Origin of the sequence: Streptomyces sp. 2-1, from assembly GCF_048564895.1 — a bacterium.
Classification (GTDB): domain Bacteria; phylum Actinomycetota; class Actinomycetes; order Streptomycetales; family Streptomycetaceae; genus Streptomyces; species Streptomyces phaeochromogenes.
The window spans coordinates 4315682-4331274 of the sequence record NZ_CP183383.1; the positions used below are offsets into that span (position 1 = coordinate 4315682).

Genomic DNA, 15593 nt, shown 5'->3' on the forward strand with positions numbered 1-15593 from the left:
CCCCATGCCTCTCGACCACCGCCTCTCCCCCGAACTCGACGAACTCCGCCGTACGGTGGCCGACTTCGCGCACGACGTCGTGGCACCGAAGATCGGCGACTTCTACGAGCGCCACGAGTTCCCGTACGAGATCGTCCGCGAGATGGGCCGCATGGGCCTGTTCGGGCTGCCGTTCCCGGAGGAGTACGGGGGCATGGGCGGCGACTACATGGCCCTCGGCATCGTGCTGGAGGAACTGGCCCGCGTCGACTCGTCGGTGGCCATCACCCTGGAGGCGGGCGTCTCCCTCGGCGCGATGCCGATCCACCTCTTCGGCACCGACGCCCAGAAGGCGGAGTGGCTTCCGCGCCTCTGCTCCGGCGAGATCCTCGGCGCGTTCGGTCTCACCGAGCCGGACGGCGGCTCGGACGCGGGCGCGACCCGTACGACGGCCCGCCTGGACGAGGCGACGAACGAGTGGGTGATCAACGGCACCAAGTGCTTCATCACCAACTCGGGGACGGACATCACGGGCCTGGTCACGGTGACGGCGGTGACCGGCCGCACCGAGGCGGGCAAGCCGCTCATCTCCTCGATCATCGTGCCGTCCGGCACCCCCGGTTTCACGGTCGCGGCCCCCTACTCGAAGGTCGGCTGGAACGCCTCCGACACCCGCGAGTTGTCCTTCGCCGACGTCCGCGTCCCGGCCGCGAACCTCCTCGGCTCCGAGGGCCGCGGCTACGCGCAGTTCCTCCGCATCCTCGACGAGGGCCGCATCGCGATCGCGGCTCTCGCGACGGGCCTCGCCCAGGGCTGCGTGGACGAATCACTGAAGTACGCGAAGGAACGCCACGCCTTCGGCCGCCCGATCGGCGCCAACCAGGCGATCCAGTTCAAGATCGCGGACATGGAGATGAAGGCCTACACGGCCCGCCTCGCCTGGCGCGACGCGGCCTCCCGCCTGGTCGCGGGCGAACCCTTCAAGAAGGAGGCGGCCCTCGCCAAGCTCCACTCCTCCACCATCGCCGTCGACAACGCCCGCGACGCCACCCAGATCCACGGCGGCTACGGCTTCATGAACGAGTACCCGGTCGCCCGCATGTGGCGCGACTCCAAGATCCTGGAAATCGGCGAGGGCACGAGCGAGGTCCAGCGGATGCTGATCGCGCGGGAGTTGGGGTTGGTGGGCTGAACCGGCGGCTGAGCCGGCACCCGAGCCGGTGGCCGAAAAGCGCGCCCCTGGACCTCCGGGCTCAGGGGCCGCACAGGCCGCTCACAAGGGCTCATGTGGGCCACCTCCGGCATTCCCGCAGGTGAGACCCACCCCCTGGACAGGTGATGAGGTTAGGCTAACCTACCTTTCGCACTGTCCGGTGGGTCATCCGCCCTGTTCGAAAGCAGCCACGCCATGTCCAACGCCCGTGCCACCCACCTCACCCGCCGCGGCATCCTCGCCGCCGGTGGCGCCCTCGGCCTCGGGGCCGTGCTCGCCGCCTGCGGTGACGAAGACTCGAAGAGCGGTGGCTCGGCGGACGCGACGAAAAGCGCCGCCGCGTCAGGCCCGTGGAGCTTCGAGGACGACCGCGGTACGACGGTGAAGCTGGACAAGATCCCGGCCAACATCGTCGCCTTCACCGGTGTCGCCGCCGCCCTCTACGACTACGGCATCGAGGTCAAGGGCGTCTTCGGTCCGACGAAGACCAAGGACGGCAAGGCCGATGTCCAGGCCGGCGACATGGACGTCAGCAAGCTGACGGTCATCGGCAACACCTGGGGCGAGTTCAACATCGAGAAGTACGCGGGGCTCGCCCCCGACGTGCTGCTCTCCACGATGTTCGACGACGCCGGCACCCTCTGGTACGTCCCGGCCGAGTCCAAGGACAAGATCCTCAAGCTCGCCCCGAGCGTCGGCATCTCCGTCTTCGACCGCCAGCTGCCCAAGCCGCTGGAGCGCATGCTCGCGCTCGCCGAGTCGCTGGGCGCCGATGTGAAGGCCGCCAAGACCGTCGAGGCGAAGAAGAACTTCGAGACGGCCGCCGAGCGGCTGCGCAAGGCCGCCAAGGCCCGCCCGGAGATCAAGGTCCTCGTCGGCTCCGCGAGCCAGGACATCTTCTACGTCTCCGGCTCGAACCTCTCCATCGACCTGGAGTACTTCAAGGCCCTCGGCGTGAACCTCGTCGAGCCCTCCGCCAAGGCCCTGAAGGCCAGCGGCGGTTGGTACGAGAACCTGAGCTGGGAGAACGTCGACAAGTACCCGGCGGACATCATCATGATGGACGACCGCACCGCGACCATCCAGCCGGCCGACATCACCGAGGCCACCTGGAAGAAGCTCCCCGCGGTCAAGGCCGACCAGGTCATCCCCCGCACCCCCGAGCCGATCCTCTCCTACGACAAGTGCACCCCCATGCTCAACACCCTCGCCGAAGCAATAGAGAAGGCCAAGAAGGTCGCCTGACCGTCGACCCCTTGAAGGCGCGCCGCCACCTGGGCGCCCCTTCAGGGGCGCGGGGAACTGCGCAATCTTTCAGGGGCGCGGGGAACTGCGCGAGCAACCCGGACCGACCCGCACGCAACGCACCGCCTCACCCAGCGGAGCGACCCGCCCCCTGACGCAACTCAGGAGCAAAAGACATGCCGACGGCAGTAGCCGCCCCGTTCCGTTTCTTCACCCTTCAGGTCACACGGACGAGGCGGCTCAGCCCGTCCCTCGTCCGCGTCACCTTCACCGGCCCGGACCTCCACGCCTTCGCCTCGAACGGCCAGGACCAGAGCCTCTCGCTCTTCCTCCCCCGTCCGGGCCAGCAGACCCCCGTCATGCCGATGGAGTACGGCGACGGCTGGCGCCAGGCCTGGATCGACACCCCCGAGGACGTCCGCGCGGTCATGCGCTCGTACACCCTGCGCGCCCTGCGCCAGGACGCGAACGGCGCCACCACCGAGATCGACATCGACTTCGTGCTGCACGGCACGGAACCCGGCGCCGCGACTCCCGCGGGCCCGGCCTCCCGCTGGGCCGCGGACGCCGAGGCCGGCGACCGGGCGGTCCTGCTCGGCCCGTCCGTCGCCGACAACACGGCGATCCGGTTCCGCCCGCCCGCCGACGCCGACCTGATCCTCATCTGGGCCGACGAGACGGCCCTGCCCGCCGCCTCGGCCATCCTGGAGACCCTGCCCGCCGGGACGAAGGCCCGTGTCTGGCTGGAGGTCCCGCACACCGGCGACCGCGTCGAGCCCACCACCTCCGCGGACGCGGAGATCACCTGGCTCGTACGCGACGAAGCACGCGCCGACGCCCCCGACGAGGACCCCGACGGCACCCCCGCAGCCGCCCCCGCCGAAGAAACCCCCCTCGCCCTGGAAGCCATCCGCACCGCCCAACTCCCCTCCGCCCAGGCCCCGTACGCCTGGATCGCAGGCGAGTCCGGCTGCGTGAAGGCCCTGCGGCGCCACCTCGTGCGGGAGCGGGAGATCGACCGCAGGCGGGTCACCTTCGTCGGCTACTGGCGGCGCGGACTCAGCGAGGAGCAGCTGCGCGAACGAGGCGAGTGAGGGGAGAAGTGACCGGCGAGTGACGGGAGAAGCAACGGGCGGCGTAACGCGAGGGAGGCAAAGGTCACAGCGTGACGGGTGGGGCGGACACCCTCAGAAAGTTAGGTTAGGCTTACCTAAGTTGAACGCCGCCCCCACTTCACTCCCGCGCCCGTTTCTCTCCTGTCCCCCGGAGGACTCCCCCATGCGCTCGCACCTGCTCAATGACACGACCGCGGAGCGGTACCGCCGTTCCGTGACCGAAGGAATAGAGCGGGTGGCGGCCAAACTCGCCACCACCGACCGTCCGTTCACAGGCGTCACGGTCGACGCCCTCGCGCCCCGGATCGAGCGGATCGACCTCGACAAGCCGCTGCACGACACGACCGCGGTGCTCGACGAGCTGGAGGACGTCTACCTCCGGGACGCCGTCTACTTCCACCACCCCCGCTACCTCGCGCACCTCAACTGCCCGGTGGTCATACCCGCCGTGCTCGGCGAGGCGGTCCTCTCCGCCGTCAACTCCTCCCTCGACACCTGGGACCAGTCGGCCGGCGGCACCCTCATCGAGCGCAGGCTCGTCGACTGGACCAACGAACGCATCGGGTTCGGGCCCGCCGCCGACGGCGTGTTCACCTCCGGCGGCTCGCAGTCCAACCTCCAGGCACTGCTGCTCGCCCGCGAGGAGGCCAAGAGCGACTCGCACGCCAAACTGCGGATCTTCGCCTCCGAGGTGAGCCACTTCAGCGTCAAGAAGTCGGCGAAACTCCTCGGCCTCAGCCAGGACTCCGTGATCTCGATCCCCGTGGGCAACGACAAGCGCATACAGACGGTCGTGCTCGCCCGCGAGCTGGAGCGCTGCAAGCGCGACGGCCTGGTCCCGATGGCCGTCGTCGCGACCGCCGGCACCACCGACTTCGGCTCCATCGACCCGCTGCCCGAGATCGCCGAGCTGTGCGAGCAGTTCGGTGCCTGGATGCACGTCGACGCCGCCTACGGCTGCGGACTGCTCGCGTCCCTGAAGAACCGGCACCGCATCGACGGCATCGAGCGCGCCGACTCCGTGACCGTGGACTACCACAAGTCCTTCTTCCAGCCCGTGAGTTCGTCCGCCGTGCTGGTCCGCGACGCGGCCACCCTGCGCCACGCGACCTACCACGCGGAATACCTGAACCCGCGCCGCATGGTGCAGGAGCGGATCCCCAACCAGGTCGACAAGTCCCTGCAGACCACCCGCCGCTTCGACGCGCTCAAGCTGTGGATGACGCTGCGCGTGATGGGCGCCGACGGCATCGGCCAGCTCTTCGACGAGGTCTGCGAACTGGCCGAGGAGGGCTGGCGGTTGCTCGCCGCCGACCCCCGCTACGACGTCGTCGTCGCGCCTTCCCTCTCCACCCTCGTCTTCCGCTACATCCCGGCGGCCGTCACCGACCCGGCCGAGATCGACCGCGCCAACCTGTACGCCCGCAAGGCCCTGTTCGCCTCCGGCGACGCGGTGGTCGCGGGTACGAAGGTCGGTGGCCGCCACTTCCTCAAGTTCACCCTGCTCAACCCCGAGACCACGGCGGACGACATCTCCGCCGTTCTCGACCTGATCGCCGGCCATGCCGAGCAGTACCTGGGAGAGTCCCTTGACCGCGCTTCCTGAACCCGCTGAATCCGCCGTGCGGACGCACGACTTCATCGGCATCGGGCTCGGCCCCTTCAACCTCGGCCTCGCCTGCCTCACCGAGCCGATCGACGAACTCGACGGTGTCTTCCTGGAGTCCAAGCCGGACTTCGAGTGGCACTCCGGGATGTTCCTGGAGGGCGCGCACCTCCAGACCCCGTTCATGTCGGACCTGGTCACCCTGGCCGACCCCACGTCCCCGTACTCCTTCCTCAACTACCTGAAGGAATCGGGCCGTCTGTACTCGTTCTACATCCGCGAGAACTTCTACCCGCTGCGCGTCGAGTACGACGACTACTGCCGCTGGGCCGCCTCGAAACTCACCAGCGTCCGTTTCAGCACGACGGTCGCGGAGGTGACGTACGCGGACGACGTGTACGCCGTCCGCACCACGGCAGGTGACGTGTTCCGCGCCCGCCACCTCGTCCTGGGCACCGGCACTCCCCCGTACGTACCGGAGGCCTGCGCGGAGCTCGGCGGGGACTTCATCCACAACTCCCGCTACCAGCAGCACAAGCGGGAGCTGCAGGCCAAGAAGTCGATCACGCTGGTCGGCAGCGGGCAGTCCGCCGCCGAGATCTACTACGACCTGCTGAGCGAGATCGACGTCTACGGCTACCGGCTGAACTGGGTCACCCGCTCGCCGCGCTTCTTCCCTCTCGAGTACACCAAGCTGACGCTGGAGATGACCTCCCCGGAGTACATCGACTACTTCCACGCGCTGCCCGAGCGGACCCGCTACCGCCTCCAGACGGAGCAGAAGGGCCTGTTCAAGGGCATCGACGGCGAGCTGATCGACTCGATCTTCGACCTGCTCTACCAGAAGAACCTCGGCGGCCCGGTCCCCACCCGCCTGCTCACCAACTCCTCCCTCAGCACGGCGAGTTACGAGAACGGCACGTACACCCTGGGCCTGCGCCAGGAGGAGCAGGGCAAGGACTACGAACTGCACTCCGAGGGCCTGGTCCTGGCGACCGGCTACAAGTACGTGGAGCCCGAGTTCCTGAGGCCCGTCCGCGACCGCATCGTCTACGACGAGCAGGGCAACCACGACGTGGCCCGCAACTACGCCATCGACACCACCGGCCGAGGCATCTTCCTCCAGAACGCCGGCGTCCACACCCACTCGATCACCTCCCCCGACCTGGGCATGGGCGCCTACCGCAACGCCTACATCATCCGAGAACTGCTCGGCACCGAGTACTACCCGGTGGAGAAGTCCATCGCGTTCCAGGAGTTCGCCGTATGAGCGCCGCCGGAACCGGCAACACCGTGGGCTCCCTGAGCCTGCGCCCCCTCGACCCCCTGAAGGACGCCGAGCTCCTGCACTCCTGGGTGACGCATCCCAAGGCCGCCTTCTGGATGATGCAGGAGGCGAAACTCCAGGACGTGGAGCGGGAGTACATGGCCATCACGGCCAATGAGCACCATCACGCGTATCTCGGGTTCCACGACGGACGGCCCGCGTTCCTGATGGAGAAGTACGACCCCCGGTACATCGAGCTGGTCGGGCTGTACGAGCCCGAGCCCGGTGACGTCGGTATGCACTTCCTGGTCGCCCCCACCGACCGGCCCGTGCACGGCTTCACCAGGGCCGTCATCACCGCGGTGATGGACGAGCTGTTCGCCGACCCGCGCACCCGGCGGGTCGTCGTCGAGCCGGATGTCACCAACAAGGCAGTGCACGCGCTGAACGAGGCCGTCGGCTTCGTCCCGGCGCGCGAGATCGACAAGCCGGAGAAGCGCGCGCTGCTGTCCTTCTGCACGCGCGAACAGTTCCTGGCCACCCGAGGAGTTTCCCTGTGACCCTGTCCGACGCCGTGGCACATCTGTCCCCCCACCGCTGGGCCCGGGCCAACCGCCTCCTCATCCGCAAGGCCCTCGCCGAGTTCGCCCACGAACGGCTGATCACCCCGGAGCCGACCGACAGCAGCGATGGCAAGGACGGCAGCCCCGCCGAGTACGCCATCCGCAGTGACGACGGCCTGACCCGCTACCGGTTCACCGCCACCCGCCGTGCCCTCGACCACTGGCAGGTCGACGCCGAGTCGATCACCAGGCACCGCGACGGCAGCGAACTCCCCCTGCACGCCCTGGACTTCTTCATCGAGCTGAAGGGTGCGCTCGGCCTGAGCGACGAGGTGCTCCCGGTGTACCTGGAGGAGATCTCCTCCACCCTCGCCGGCACCTGCTACAAGCTCACCAAGCCTCAACTCACCTCCGCCGAGCTCGCGAGAAGCGGCTTCCAGGAGATCGAGACGGGCATGACCGAGGGCCACCCCTGCTTCGTCGCCAACAACGGGCGGCTCGGCTTCGGGGTCCACGAGTACCTCTCGTACGCGCCGGAGACGGCCAGCCCCGTACGGCTGGTCTGGCTGGCCGCGCACCGCTCGCGGGCCGCCTTCACGGCGGGCGTGGGCATCGAGTACGAGTCGTTCCTGCGCGACGAGCTGGGCGAGGAGACGGTCACGCGGTTCAACGACAGCCTGCGTGCACAGGAGTTGGACCCGGCCGACTACCTCTTCATCCCGGTCCACCCCTGGCAGTGGTGGAACAAGCTCACCGTCACCTTCGCCGCCGAGATCGCCCGGAAGCACCTGGTGTGCCTGGGTGAGGGCGACGACGAGTACCTGGCCCAGCAGTCGATCCGGACGTTCTTCAACAAGACCACCCCCGAGAAGCACTATGTGAAGACCGCCCTGTCGGTCATCAACATGGGCTTCATGCGCGGCCTGTCCGCCGCCTACATGGAGGCGACCCCGGCCATCAACGACTGGCTGGCCCAACTCATCGACAACGACCCGGTGTTGAGGTCGACGGGCCTGTCGATCATCCGGGAGCGGGCGGCCGTCGGCTACCGGCACCTGGAGTACGAGGCGGCCACCGACCGCTACTCCCCGTACCGGAAAATGCTCGCCGCGCTGTGGCGCGAGAGCCCGGTGTCCTCGCTCCGGGACGGCGAGTCGCTGGCCACCATGGCCTCGCTCGTGCACGTCGACCACGAGGGCGCGTCGATCGCGGCCACGCTGATCGAGCGCTCGGGGCTGACTCCGGTGGAGTGGCTTCGCCGCTATCTGCGGGCCTACTTCACCCCGCTGCTGCACAGCTTCTACGCGTACGACCTGGTGTTCATGCCGCACGGCGAGAACGTCATCCTCGTGCTCAAGGACGGTGTCGTCGAGCGGGCGATCTACAAGGACATCGCCGAGGAGATCGCCGTCATGGACCCGGACGCGGTGCTCCCGCCGACGGTCGAGCGGCTGCGCGTCGACGTGCCCGAGGACAAAAAGCTCCTGTCGATCTTCACCGACGTCTTCGACTGCTTCTTCCGCTTCCTCGCCGCGAACCTGGCGGGCGAGGGCGTCCTGGAGGAGGACGACTTCTGGCGGACGGTCGCCGACTGCGTACGCGAGTACCAGGAGGCCACACCCGAACTCGCGGACAAGTTCAAGCAGTACGACATGTTCGCGCCCGAGTTCTCGCTGTCCTGCCTCAACCGTCTCCAGCTGCGCAACAACAAGGAGATGGTGGATCTCGCCGATCCCGCCGGAGCCCTCCAGCTCGTCGGGAACCTGAAGAACCCCATCGCCGGGCTGTAAGCACCGACCCAGTCACCGACTTACAGCTCCCACAAGCAGGCGGGCGTCCCCCATGTACGGTCCCAGGGGGCGCCCGCCGCCGTGTTCACCTGCCGAGCGTCAACTGCTCCCTAACTACTGGGCGGGCCAAGGGACTTGCGAAGACCGGTAGTAGCCGGTCCCCATCGCGTCCCACCGCGGCGCCTGTGCCGCGAGCCGCACCTTGTACGTGTCCCAGTCGTGCGTGGCCGCGGGCGACCAGCCGAGCTCGGCCACCCCGGGCAGCCGCGGGAACGCCATGTAGTCGAGGTTCGCCGAGGTGGCGAGGGTCTCCGTCCACAGCGGCGCCTCGACGCCCCGGACCGCCGAACCGGGCACGCCCGCAAGGTAGTTGCCGGGATCCCAGTCGTAGGACCGCTTGACCTCCACCAGGCCGGCCCAGTCGAGGCCGAGCGGCGTGTCCGCGTTGTACTTCATGTCGAGGTACACCCGGTCGGCGGGCGACAGGACGATCCCGGTCCCGTTCCGCGCCGCCGCCGCGACCTGCTCCTTCTCGGCGGCGTTCGTGTCGTCCAGGCCCCAGTACTGGGCCAGCGCGCCCTTCGCGGGGGTCGCCCCGGTCAGCTGGTGCCAGCCCATGACCTTCTTCCCGTACTTGGCGACGACCGGCTGGACCTTGGTCATGAACTCCACGAAGTCCTCGTGGGGCGTTGAGTGCGCCTCGTCGCCCCCGATGTGGATGTACCTGCCGGGCGTGATCGCGGCCAGCTCACGGATGACGTCGTCCACGAAGTCGTACGTCACCGGCTTGCCGACGCACAGCGAGCTGAAGCCGACCTCGGTACCGGTGTAGAGCGGCGGCGCGACCCCGTCGCAGTTCAGCTCGGCGTACGAGGCGAGCGCCGCGTTGGTGTGGCCGGGCATGTCGATCTCGGGCACGACTTCGAGGAAGCGCGAGGAGGCGTACCGGACGATCTCCTTGTACTGGGCCTTCGTGTAGAAGCCGCCGGTTCCGCCGCCGACCTGCGTGGACCCGCCGTACGTGGCGAGCCGCGGCCAGGAGTCGATCGCGATCCGCCAGCCCTGGTCGTCGCTGAGGTGGAGGTGCAGCGTGTTGACCTTGTAGAGCGCCAACTGGTCGATGTAGCGCTTGACTTGATCGACGCCGAAGAAGTGCCGGGAGACGTCCAGCATCGCGCCGCGGTAGCCGTAGCGGGGCGTGTCGGTGATGGTGCCGCCGGCGACCGCCCAGGGTCCGGGCTGCACGGAGTCCTTCTCGACCGCGGCGGGGAGGAGCTGGCGCAGGGTCTGCACACCGTGGAAGAGCCCGGCGGGCTCCCGGGCCGTGATGGTGACGGCGCCCTTGGCGCTCTTCAGCCGGTAGCCCTCCGCGCCGAGCGCGGAGTCCTTGCGGCTGAGCTGGAGCCGAATGCCGTCTCCGCCGTCGTCCGTGACCGGCAGCCGATAGCCGGTCGAGGGACGCAGCACATCGGCCAGATACGAGCCGATGCGCCGGGCCTCCCGCGAGTCGTCCACGCGAATGCGCGTACTGCTGGTGATCCGGTACGGGGATCCGCCCGCGTCGACAGAGGCGGGGGCCGGAATCACCTGGCCGAGCGGAGTGGCGGTTCGGCCGGCGGCGGACGGTGCCGCGCCGACGACGGAGATACCTGCGGCCACCACGAGCAGCAGCGTACCGAGGAGTCGGGGCGTTCTGTGCTGTCTCACATGCGCTCCCTTCGAATGGGTATAGACCACTCTCCCGCACAGGCGGTGAAACAATCACCCCCATGGCGGAAATCATCCAACGGGACGGCACGTGGACCTTCGACGGCGACGCCCTGCGGCTCGTGCCCGGCCGTGACAAGAACGTGGGCCTGCTGCGCAAGACGTTGGGCGAACTCGCCGTACCGCTGGGCGCGTTGGCGGGGATCTCGTTCGAGCAGGGCAAGAAGTCCGGACGGCTCAGGCTCCGGCTGCGCGACGGCGCCGACCCGCTGCTGCACGCGACCGGCGGCAGGCTCACGGACTCCCACGACCCCTACCAGATGACCGTCGACTCGGACCGGTACGGCGTCGCCGAGTACTTCGTGGACGAGATCCGCAACGCGCTGCTCCTGGACGAGGTGCCCGCCACCGCTGTCGACCGCTATCTGCTGCCGGGGCCCGCGGTGCCCCTGTCGGTCTCCGCGGGCGACGGCACCGCGAGCTTCGACGGGGAGACCATCCGCCTGGAGTGGAACTGGAAGACGGAGGAGGCCAAGTCTGCGGCCGGCGCCCGCACGCTCGCCCTGGCCGACATCCAGTCCGTGGAGTGGCATCCCGCGGTAGGCCTGGAGAACGGCTTCCTCCGCTTCACCGTCCGGGGCGCCCCCACAAAGGCCCCACCGAAGTACGACCCCAACTCGGTCGACCTGTGGGGCTTCAAGAAGGACCCCCTGATGGCCCTGGTAGCGGCGGCGGTCCAGGCCCGCCTCCCCCACCCGTCGGCCCCGTCCCCCACGGACACCCCACCCAAGCAACTCACCCCCACCCCGGACCCACCCCCGGAAGCCGACCACGACGCCCTCCTCCGCCGCCTCCGCGAACTGGGCGACCTACACAAGTCCGGCGTCCTGACGGACGAGGAGTTCACGTTGGCCAAGCAGGCGGTACTGAGGGGCATGTAGCCGCAGAAAGGAAGACGCCCGCGTCTCCGAGGGAACACGGGCGCCTTCCTTGAGGGGCGCGGCAATAAGGGGCGCGGGGAACTGCGCAGTCTTTTTGGGGGCGCGGGGAACGGCGCAACCTTTCAGGGTCGCGGGGGACGATTAAGGGGCGCGGGGAACGGCGCAATCTTTTAGGGGCGCGAGGAACTGCGCACCCAGCCCCGACTCACCCGCACCCCCCGCCCCACCCTCCGCTCACCGAACCCGCCGAGCCACAGTGAAGTGATCAACCTCCTCACCGGTCTCGGCAATCCCCCGCACCTTCAAGGTCGCAAGCCGCCCCCGAGACGCCGGCGCCACATCCACCCGCAGGAACGAGTAGTCGAGATACCGCACCCGAGACCACACAACCGTCTCATTGACCTTGCCCTCCTTCGTATTGACGAAGGAGGCAACGGACTCCACCTCGTTCTCATGCCCCTCGTACGACACCGGCGCGGTGAACGCGTACAGACTGCGCCCCGCCGCCCCCGCCGTCACGTACACCACACCGTCCGTCTCGGGATACGCCGTACCACCGATCGGCAGCTTCTTGGTGACCTTGCCCGCCTTGATGACGTCCGTGCGCTCGTACTGGTGGTTGTGGCCGTTGATGACGAGATCCACCGTGTACTTCTCGAACAGCGGCACCCACTCCTGGCGCACACCCCCCTCCGAGGCGTGCGCGGTGGAGGTGCAGTAGGCGCAGTGGTGGAAGAAGACGACGACGAAGTCGACGTCCTTGGAGGCGCGGTACTTCTTCAGCTGCGCCTCGAGCCACTTGGTCTGCGTACCGCCGGAGATCCCCAGGTTGGCCGGGATCTCGAAGGAGATGTCGTTGGCGTCGAGGGAGATGACCGCCGTGTTGCCGTAGACGAAGGAGTAGACGCCCGGCAGGTTCTTCTTGTCGGGGCCATTGTCGGGGAGGTTCCAGCGGGCGTCCTCGCCGCCGTAGCCGTTGGGCGAGTACCAGGCCTCCATGTCGTGGTTGCCGTAGGCCGGCATCCACGGGACGGACTTGGCGACGGACTCGGTCTGCGCGAGGAACTGGTCCCACACGCGCGAGTCGAACCCGGCGTCGGTGGTCTGGCCCGCACCGGCGGGGTCGGCGTACGCGATGTCGCCCGCGTGCAGGTGGAAGGCCGGGTTCTGGCCGAGCAGCAGGCTGTTGTTGGCGAGGCCGTGGTAGCCGACGCCCTCGTCGCCGAAGGCCGTGAAGGTGAACGGCTCCTTGTGCGCGGGGGCGGTGGTGAAGGTGCCGAGCGTGCCCAGCAGATGCGCCTCGGCCGGGTCGAAGCCCGCGTGGCCGACGCCGTAGTAGTACGTCCGGCCGGGCCGCAGGTGGGTGAGCTTGGCGTGCACGTAGTACTGGGTGTGGTTGCCGCTCGCGCCGACACCGGCCGGGGTGAAGAGCGTGCGGACCTCGGCGTCGATCTTGTGGGAGAGGTCCCAGGGGTGGGCGCCGATCCGGACGAAAGGTTTCTTCACCGCGACGGGGACCTGCCAGGAGACGGTGATCTCCGTACGGGGGTCGCTGCCCCAGGCGAGGTGGCGGCCGAAGGGGGCGGCGAGCGCGCCGTCGACGCTCTCGGTGCGCGCGGCGGTCTGCGTCGGTACGGAAGTCTTCGTCGCTGCCTGTGCGACGGCGCCGGGCACGAAGACCCCGCCCGCGACGGCGCCCAGCGTGACGGCCCCGCCCCTGATCATCGTGCGCCGCGAGAATCTGGCGCGAAGGTATTCGTGCTGCTCGGCCATGCTCATGCGCGCGGCGAGCTGCTCCGGTACGCCCATGCGTGGAGTGTCCATGGCCGAAAAGGTGCTCCTGGCAACCATCGCACCGCGGGCCACAGGATGAACAGGCCCCGAACAGCCTCCCATAAGAGTTTCAACAGCCTCGTGCCCGAAATCGGGCAGGATTCTTGCGATTGCCAGCGCTTTACCTCAGGATCGACGGGTGCACGACGAACTTGTTGATCATCTGACGCGCTCCTCGCCCCTCAGCCGGGGCGAGGCGCTGCGGGTGATCCAGGACGTCCTCGCCTACTTCGACGAGGCGACCGACGACTACGTCCGTCGCCGCCATCGCGAGCTCCAGGCTCAGGGACTGGTGAACTCGACGATCTTCGAACGGATCGCGGCGGACCTGAAGTACCGCGCGGTCGCACCGCCCGAGCTCACGCTCAGACAGCTGCGCCGCATCGTCTACGGCTGACCGCCGGACGAACGACAGCCTGCCGGAACAGCGTGAGCGCCGGCCGGGCGAAGCAGCACCACAGAGCCGAACTGAACGACTGAGGGGACAGAGAAACCGTATGTGCGGAATCGTGGGATACATCGGCAGGCGTGATGTGGCACCGCTCCTCCTCGAGGGCCTGCAGCGCCTCGAGTACCGCGGCTACGACTCGGCGGGCATCGTCGTGACGTCTCCGAAGACGGCCGGGCTGAAGATGGTCAAGGCCAAGGGCCGCGTCCGTGACCTGGAGGCCCGCGTCCCCAAGCGCTTCGCCGGCACCACCGGCATCGCCCACACCCGCTGGGCCACCCACGGCGCCCCTTCCGACGTGAACGCGCACCCGCACATGTCGGCCGACAACAAGGTCGCCGTCGTCCACAACGGCATCATCGACAACGCCTCCGACCTGCGGAAGAAGCTGGAGGCCGACGGCGTCGAGTTCCTCTCCGAGACCGACACCGAGGTCCTCACCCACCTGATCGCCCGCTCCCAGGCCGAGAAGCTGGAGGACAAGGTCCGCGAGACCCTCCGGCTCGTCGAGGGCACGTACGGCATCGCCGTCATGCACGCCGACTTCCCGGACCGCATCGTGGTGGCCCGCAACGGCTCCCCGGTCGTCCTCGGCATCGGCGAGAAGGAGATGTTCGTCGCCTCGGACATCGCCGCGCTCGTGACCCACACCCGCCAGATCGTCACCCTTGACGACGGCGAGATGGCCACGCTGAAGGCCGACGACTTCCGTACGTACACGACCGAGGGCACGCGCACCACGGCCGAGCCGACCACCGTGGAGTGGGAGGCCGCCTCGTACGACATGGGCGGCCACGACACGTACATGCACAAGGAGATCCACGAGCAGGCCGACGCCGTGGACCGTGTGCTGCGCGGCCGGATCGACGACCGGTTCTCGACCGTGCACCTGGGCGGCCTGAACCTGGACGCCCGCGAGGCGCGCCAGATCCGCCGCGTGAAGATCCTCGGCTGCGGCACCTCGTACCACGCGGGCATGATCGGCGCGCAGATGATAGAGGAGCTGGCCCGTATCCCCGCGGACGCCGAGCCCGCCTCGGAGTTCCGCTACCGCAACGCGGTCGTCGACCCCGACACCCTGTACGTGGCGGTGTCCCAGTCCGGTGAGACGTACGACGTGCTGGCGGCCGTGCAGGAGCTGAAGCGCAAGGGCGCGCGGGTCCTGGGCATCGTGAACGTGGTCGGTTCGGCCATCGCCCGCGAGGCCGACGGCGGCATGTACGTGCACGCGGGCCCCGAGGTGTGCGTGGTCTCCACCAAGTGCTTCACGAACACCACGGTCGCCTTCGCGCTGCTGGCGCTGCACCTGGGCCGCACCCGTGACCTCTCGGTCTCCGACGGCAAGCGGATCATCGAGGGCCTGCGCAAGCTGCCCGGCCAGATCACGGAGATCCTCGACCAGGAGGACGAGATCAAGAAGCTCGCCGAGCAGTACGCCGAGGCGCGCTCGATGCTCTTCATCGGCCGGGTCCGCGGCTATCCGGTGGCCCGCGAGGCCTCGCTGAAGCTGAAGGAGGTCTCGTACATCCACGCCGAGGCCTACCCCGCCTCGGAGTTGAAGCACGGCCCGCTCGCACTGATCGAGCCCGCGCTGCCGACGGTCGCGATCGTCCCGAACGACGACCTGCTGGAGAAGAACCGCGCGGCCCTGGAGGAGATCAAGGCCCGCAGCGGCAAGATCCTCGCCGTGGCCCACGAGTGCCAGGAGAAGGCCGACCAGACCATCGTCGTCCCGAAGAACGAGGACGAACTGGACCCCATCCTGATGGGCATCCCCCTCCAACTCCTCGCCTACCACACGGCATTGGCCCTGGGCAGGGACATCGACAAGCCGAGGAACCTCGCCAAGTCGGTCACGGTGGAGTAGCCCAACAGCCCCCGCAGAG

At 68.6% G+C, this 15593-nt stretch carries 12 protein-coding genes; 10 read left to right on the forward strand and 2 right to left on the reverse strand.

The features are described from left to right. Nucleotides 1-4 precede the first annotated feature (4 nt). From ACN20J_RS18895 to ACN20J_RS18925, 7 genes are all read left to right on the forward strand, one after another. Entirely contained in the window at nucleotides 5-1171 is a 1167-nt protein-coding gene (locus ACN20J_RS18895) for an acyl-CoA dehydrogenase family protein (RefSeq protein ID WP_190227788.1), read from the forward strand. A gap of 216 nt (nucleotides 1172-1387) precedes the next feature. Beyond that, complete coding sequence (locus ACN20J_RS18900) at nucleotides 1388-2437, forward strand: ABC transporter substrate-binding protein (protein ID WP_190227787.1); 1050 nt, start codon at nucleotides 1388-1390, stop codon at nucleotides 2435-2437. A gap of 176 nt (nucleotides 2438-2613) precedes the next feature. Further along, entirely contained in the window at nucleotides 2614-3531 is a 918-nt protein-coding gene (locus ACN20J_RS18905) for a siderophore-interacting protein (protein WP_419666384.1), read from the forward strand. Nucleotides 3532-3715: 184 nt separating this feature from the next. Continuing rightward, nucleotides 3716-5158 (forward strand): lysine decarboxylase DesA, encoded by a 1443-nt coding sequence (desA, locus tag ACN20J_RS18910; protein WP_419666385.1) that lies wholly within the window; start codon nucleotides 3716-3718, stop codon nucleotides 5156-5158. Then, on the forward strand, nucleotides 5142-6428 hold the full coding sequence (locus tag ACN20J_RS18915) for a lysine N(6)-hydroxylase/L-ornithine N(5)-oxygenase family protein (RefSeq protein WP_419666386.1): 1287 nt from the start codon (nucleotides 5142-5144) through the stop codon (nucleotides 6426-6428). The genes desA and ACN20J_RS18915 overlap by 17 nt, the downstream gene beginning before the upstream one ends. After that, entirely contained in the window at nucleotides 6425-6985 is a 561-nt protein-coding gene (locus ACN20J_RS18920; protein ID WP_190227783.1) for a GNAT family N-acetyltransferase, read from the forward strand. Before ACN20J_RS18915 ends, ACN20J_RS18920 begins: the two co-directional genes overlap by 4 nt. Then, nucleotides 6982-8778, forward strand: coding sequence for an IucA/IucC family protein (locus tag ACN20J_RS18925; protein ID WP_190227782.1), 1797 nt, complete (start codon nucleotides 6982-6984; stop codon nucleotides 8776-8778). Before ACN20J_RS18920 ends, ACN20J_RS18925 begins: the two co-directional genes overlap by 4 nt. 114 nt (nucleotides 8779-8892) lie before the next feature. Here ACN20J_RS18925 and ACN20J_RS18930 read toward each other — a convergent pair whose 3' ends face one another. Continuing rightward, on the reverse strand, nucleotides 8893-10485 hold the full coding sequence (locus ACN20J_RS18930; protein ID WP_419666387.1) for a beta-N-acetylhexosaminidase: 1593 nt from the start codon (nucleotides 10483-10485) through the stop codon (nucleotides 8893-8895). Between the two features lie 62 nt (nucleotides 10486-10547). On the opposite strand from ACN20J_RS18930, the gene ACN20J_RS18935 reads away from it, so the two are divergent. Continuing rightward, on the forward strand, nucleotides 10548-11426 hold the full coding sequence (locus ACN20J_RS18935) for a DUF4429 domain-containing protein (protein WP_189843352.1): 879 nt from the start codon (nucleotides 10548-10550) through the stop codon (nucleotides 11424-11426). Nucleotides 11427-11660: 234 nt separating this feature from the next. Here ACN20J_RS18935 and ACN20J_RS18940 read toward each other — a convergent pair whose 3' ends face one another. Then, on the reverse strand, nucleotides 11661-13235 hold the full coding sequence (locus tag ACN20J_RS18940; protein WP_419668910.1) for a purple acid phosphatase family protein: 1575 nt from the start codon (nucleotides 13233-13235) through the stop codon (nucleotides 11661-11663). A gap of 163 nt (nucleotides 13236-13398) precedes the next feature. On the opposite strand from ACN20J_RS18940, the gene ACN20J_RS18945 reads away from it, so the two are divergent. Next, the gene (locus ACN20J_RS18945) at nucleotides 13399-13656 is read left to right on the forward strand and encodes a hypothetical protein (RefSeq protein ID WP_055616059.1); all 258 of its coding nucleotides are present in this window, start codon (nucleotides 13399-13401) and stop codon (nucleotides 13654-13656) included. A 100-nt stretch (nucleotides 13657-13756) separates the two neighbouring features. Further along, nucleotides 13757-15574, forward strand: coding sequence for a glutamine--fructose-6-phosphate transaminase (isomerizing) (glmS, locus tag ACN20J_RS18950; RefSeq protein ID WP_055616058.1), 1818 nt, complete (start codon nucleotides 13757-13759; stop codon nucleotides 15572-15574). The last annotated feature ends 19 nt before the right edge of the window (nucleotides 15575-15593 follow it).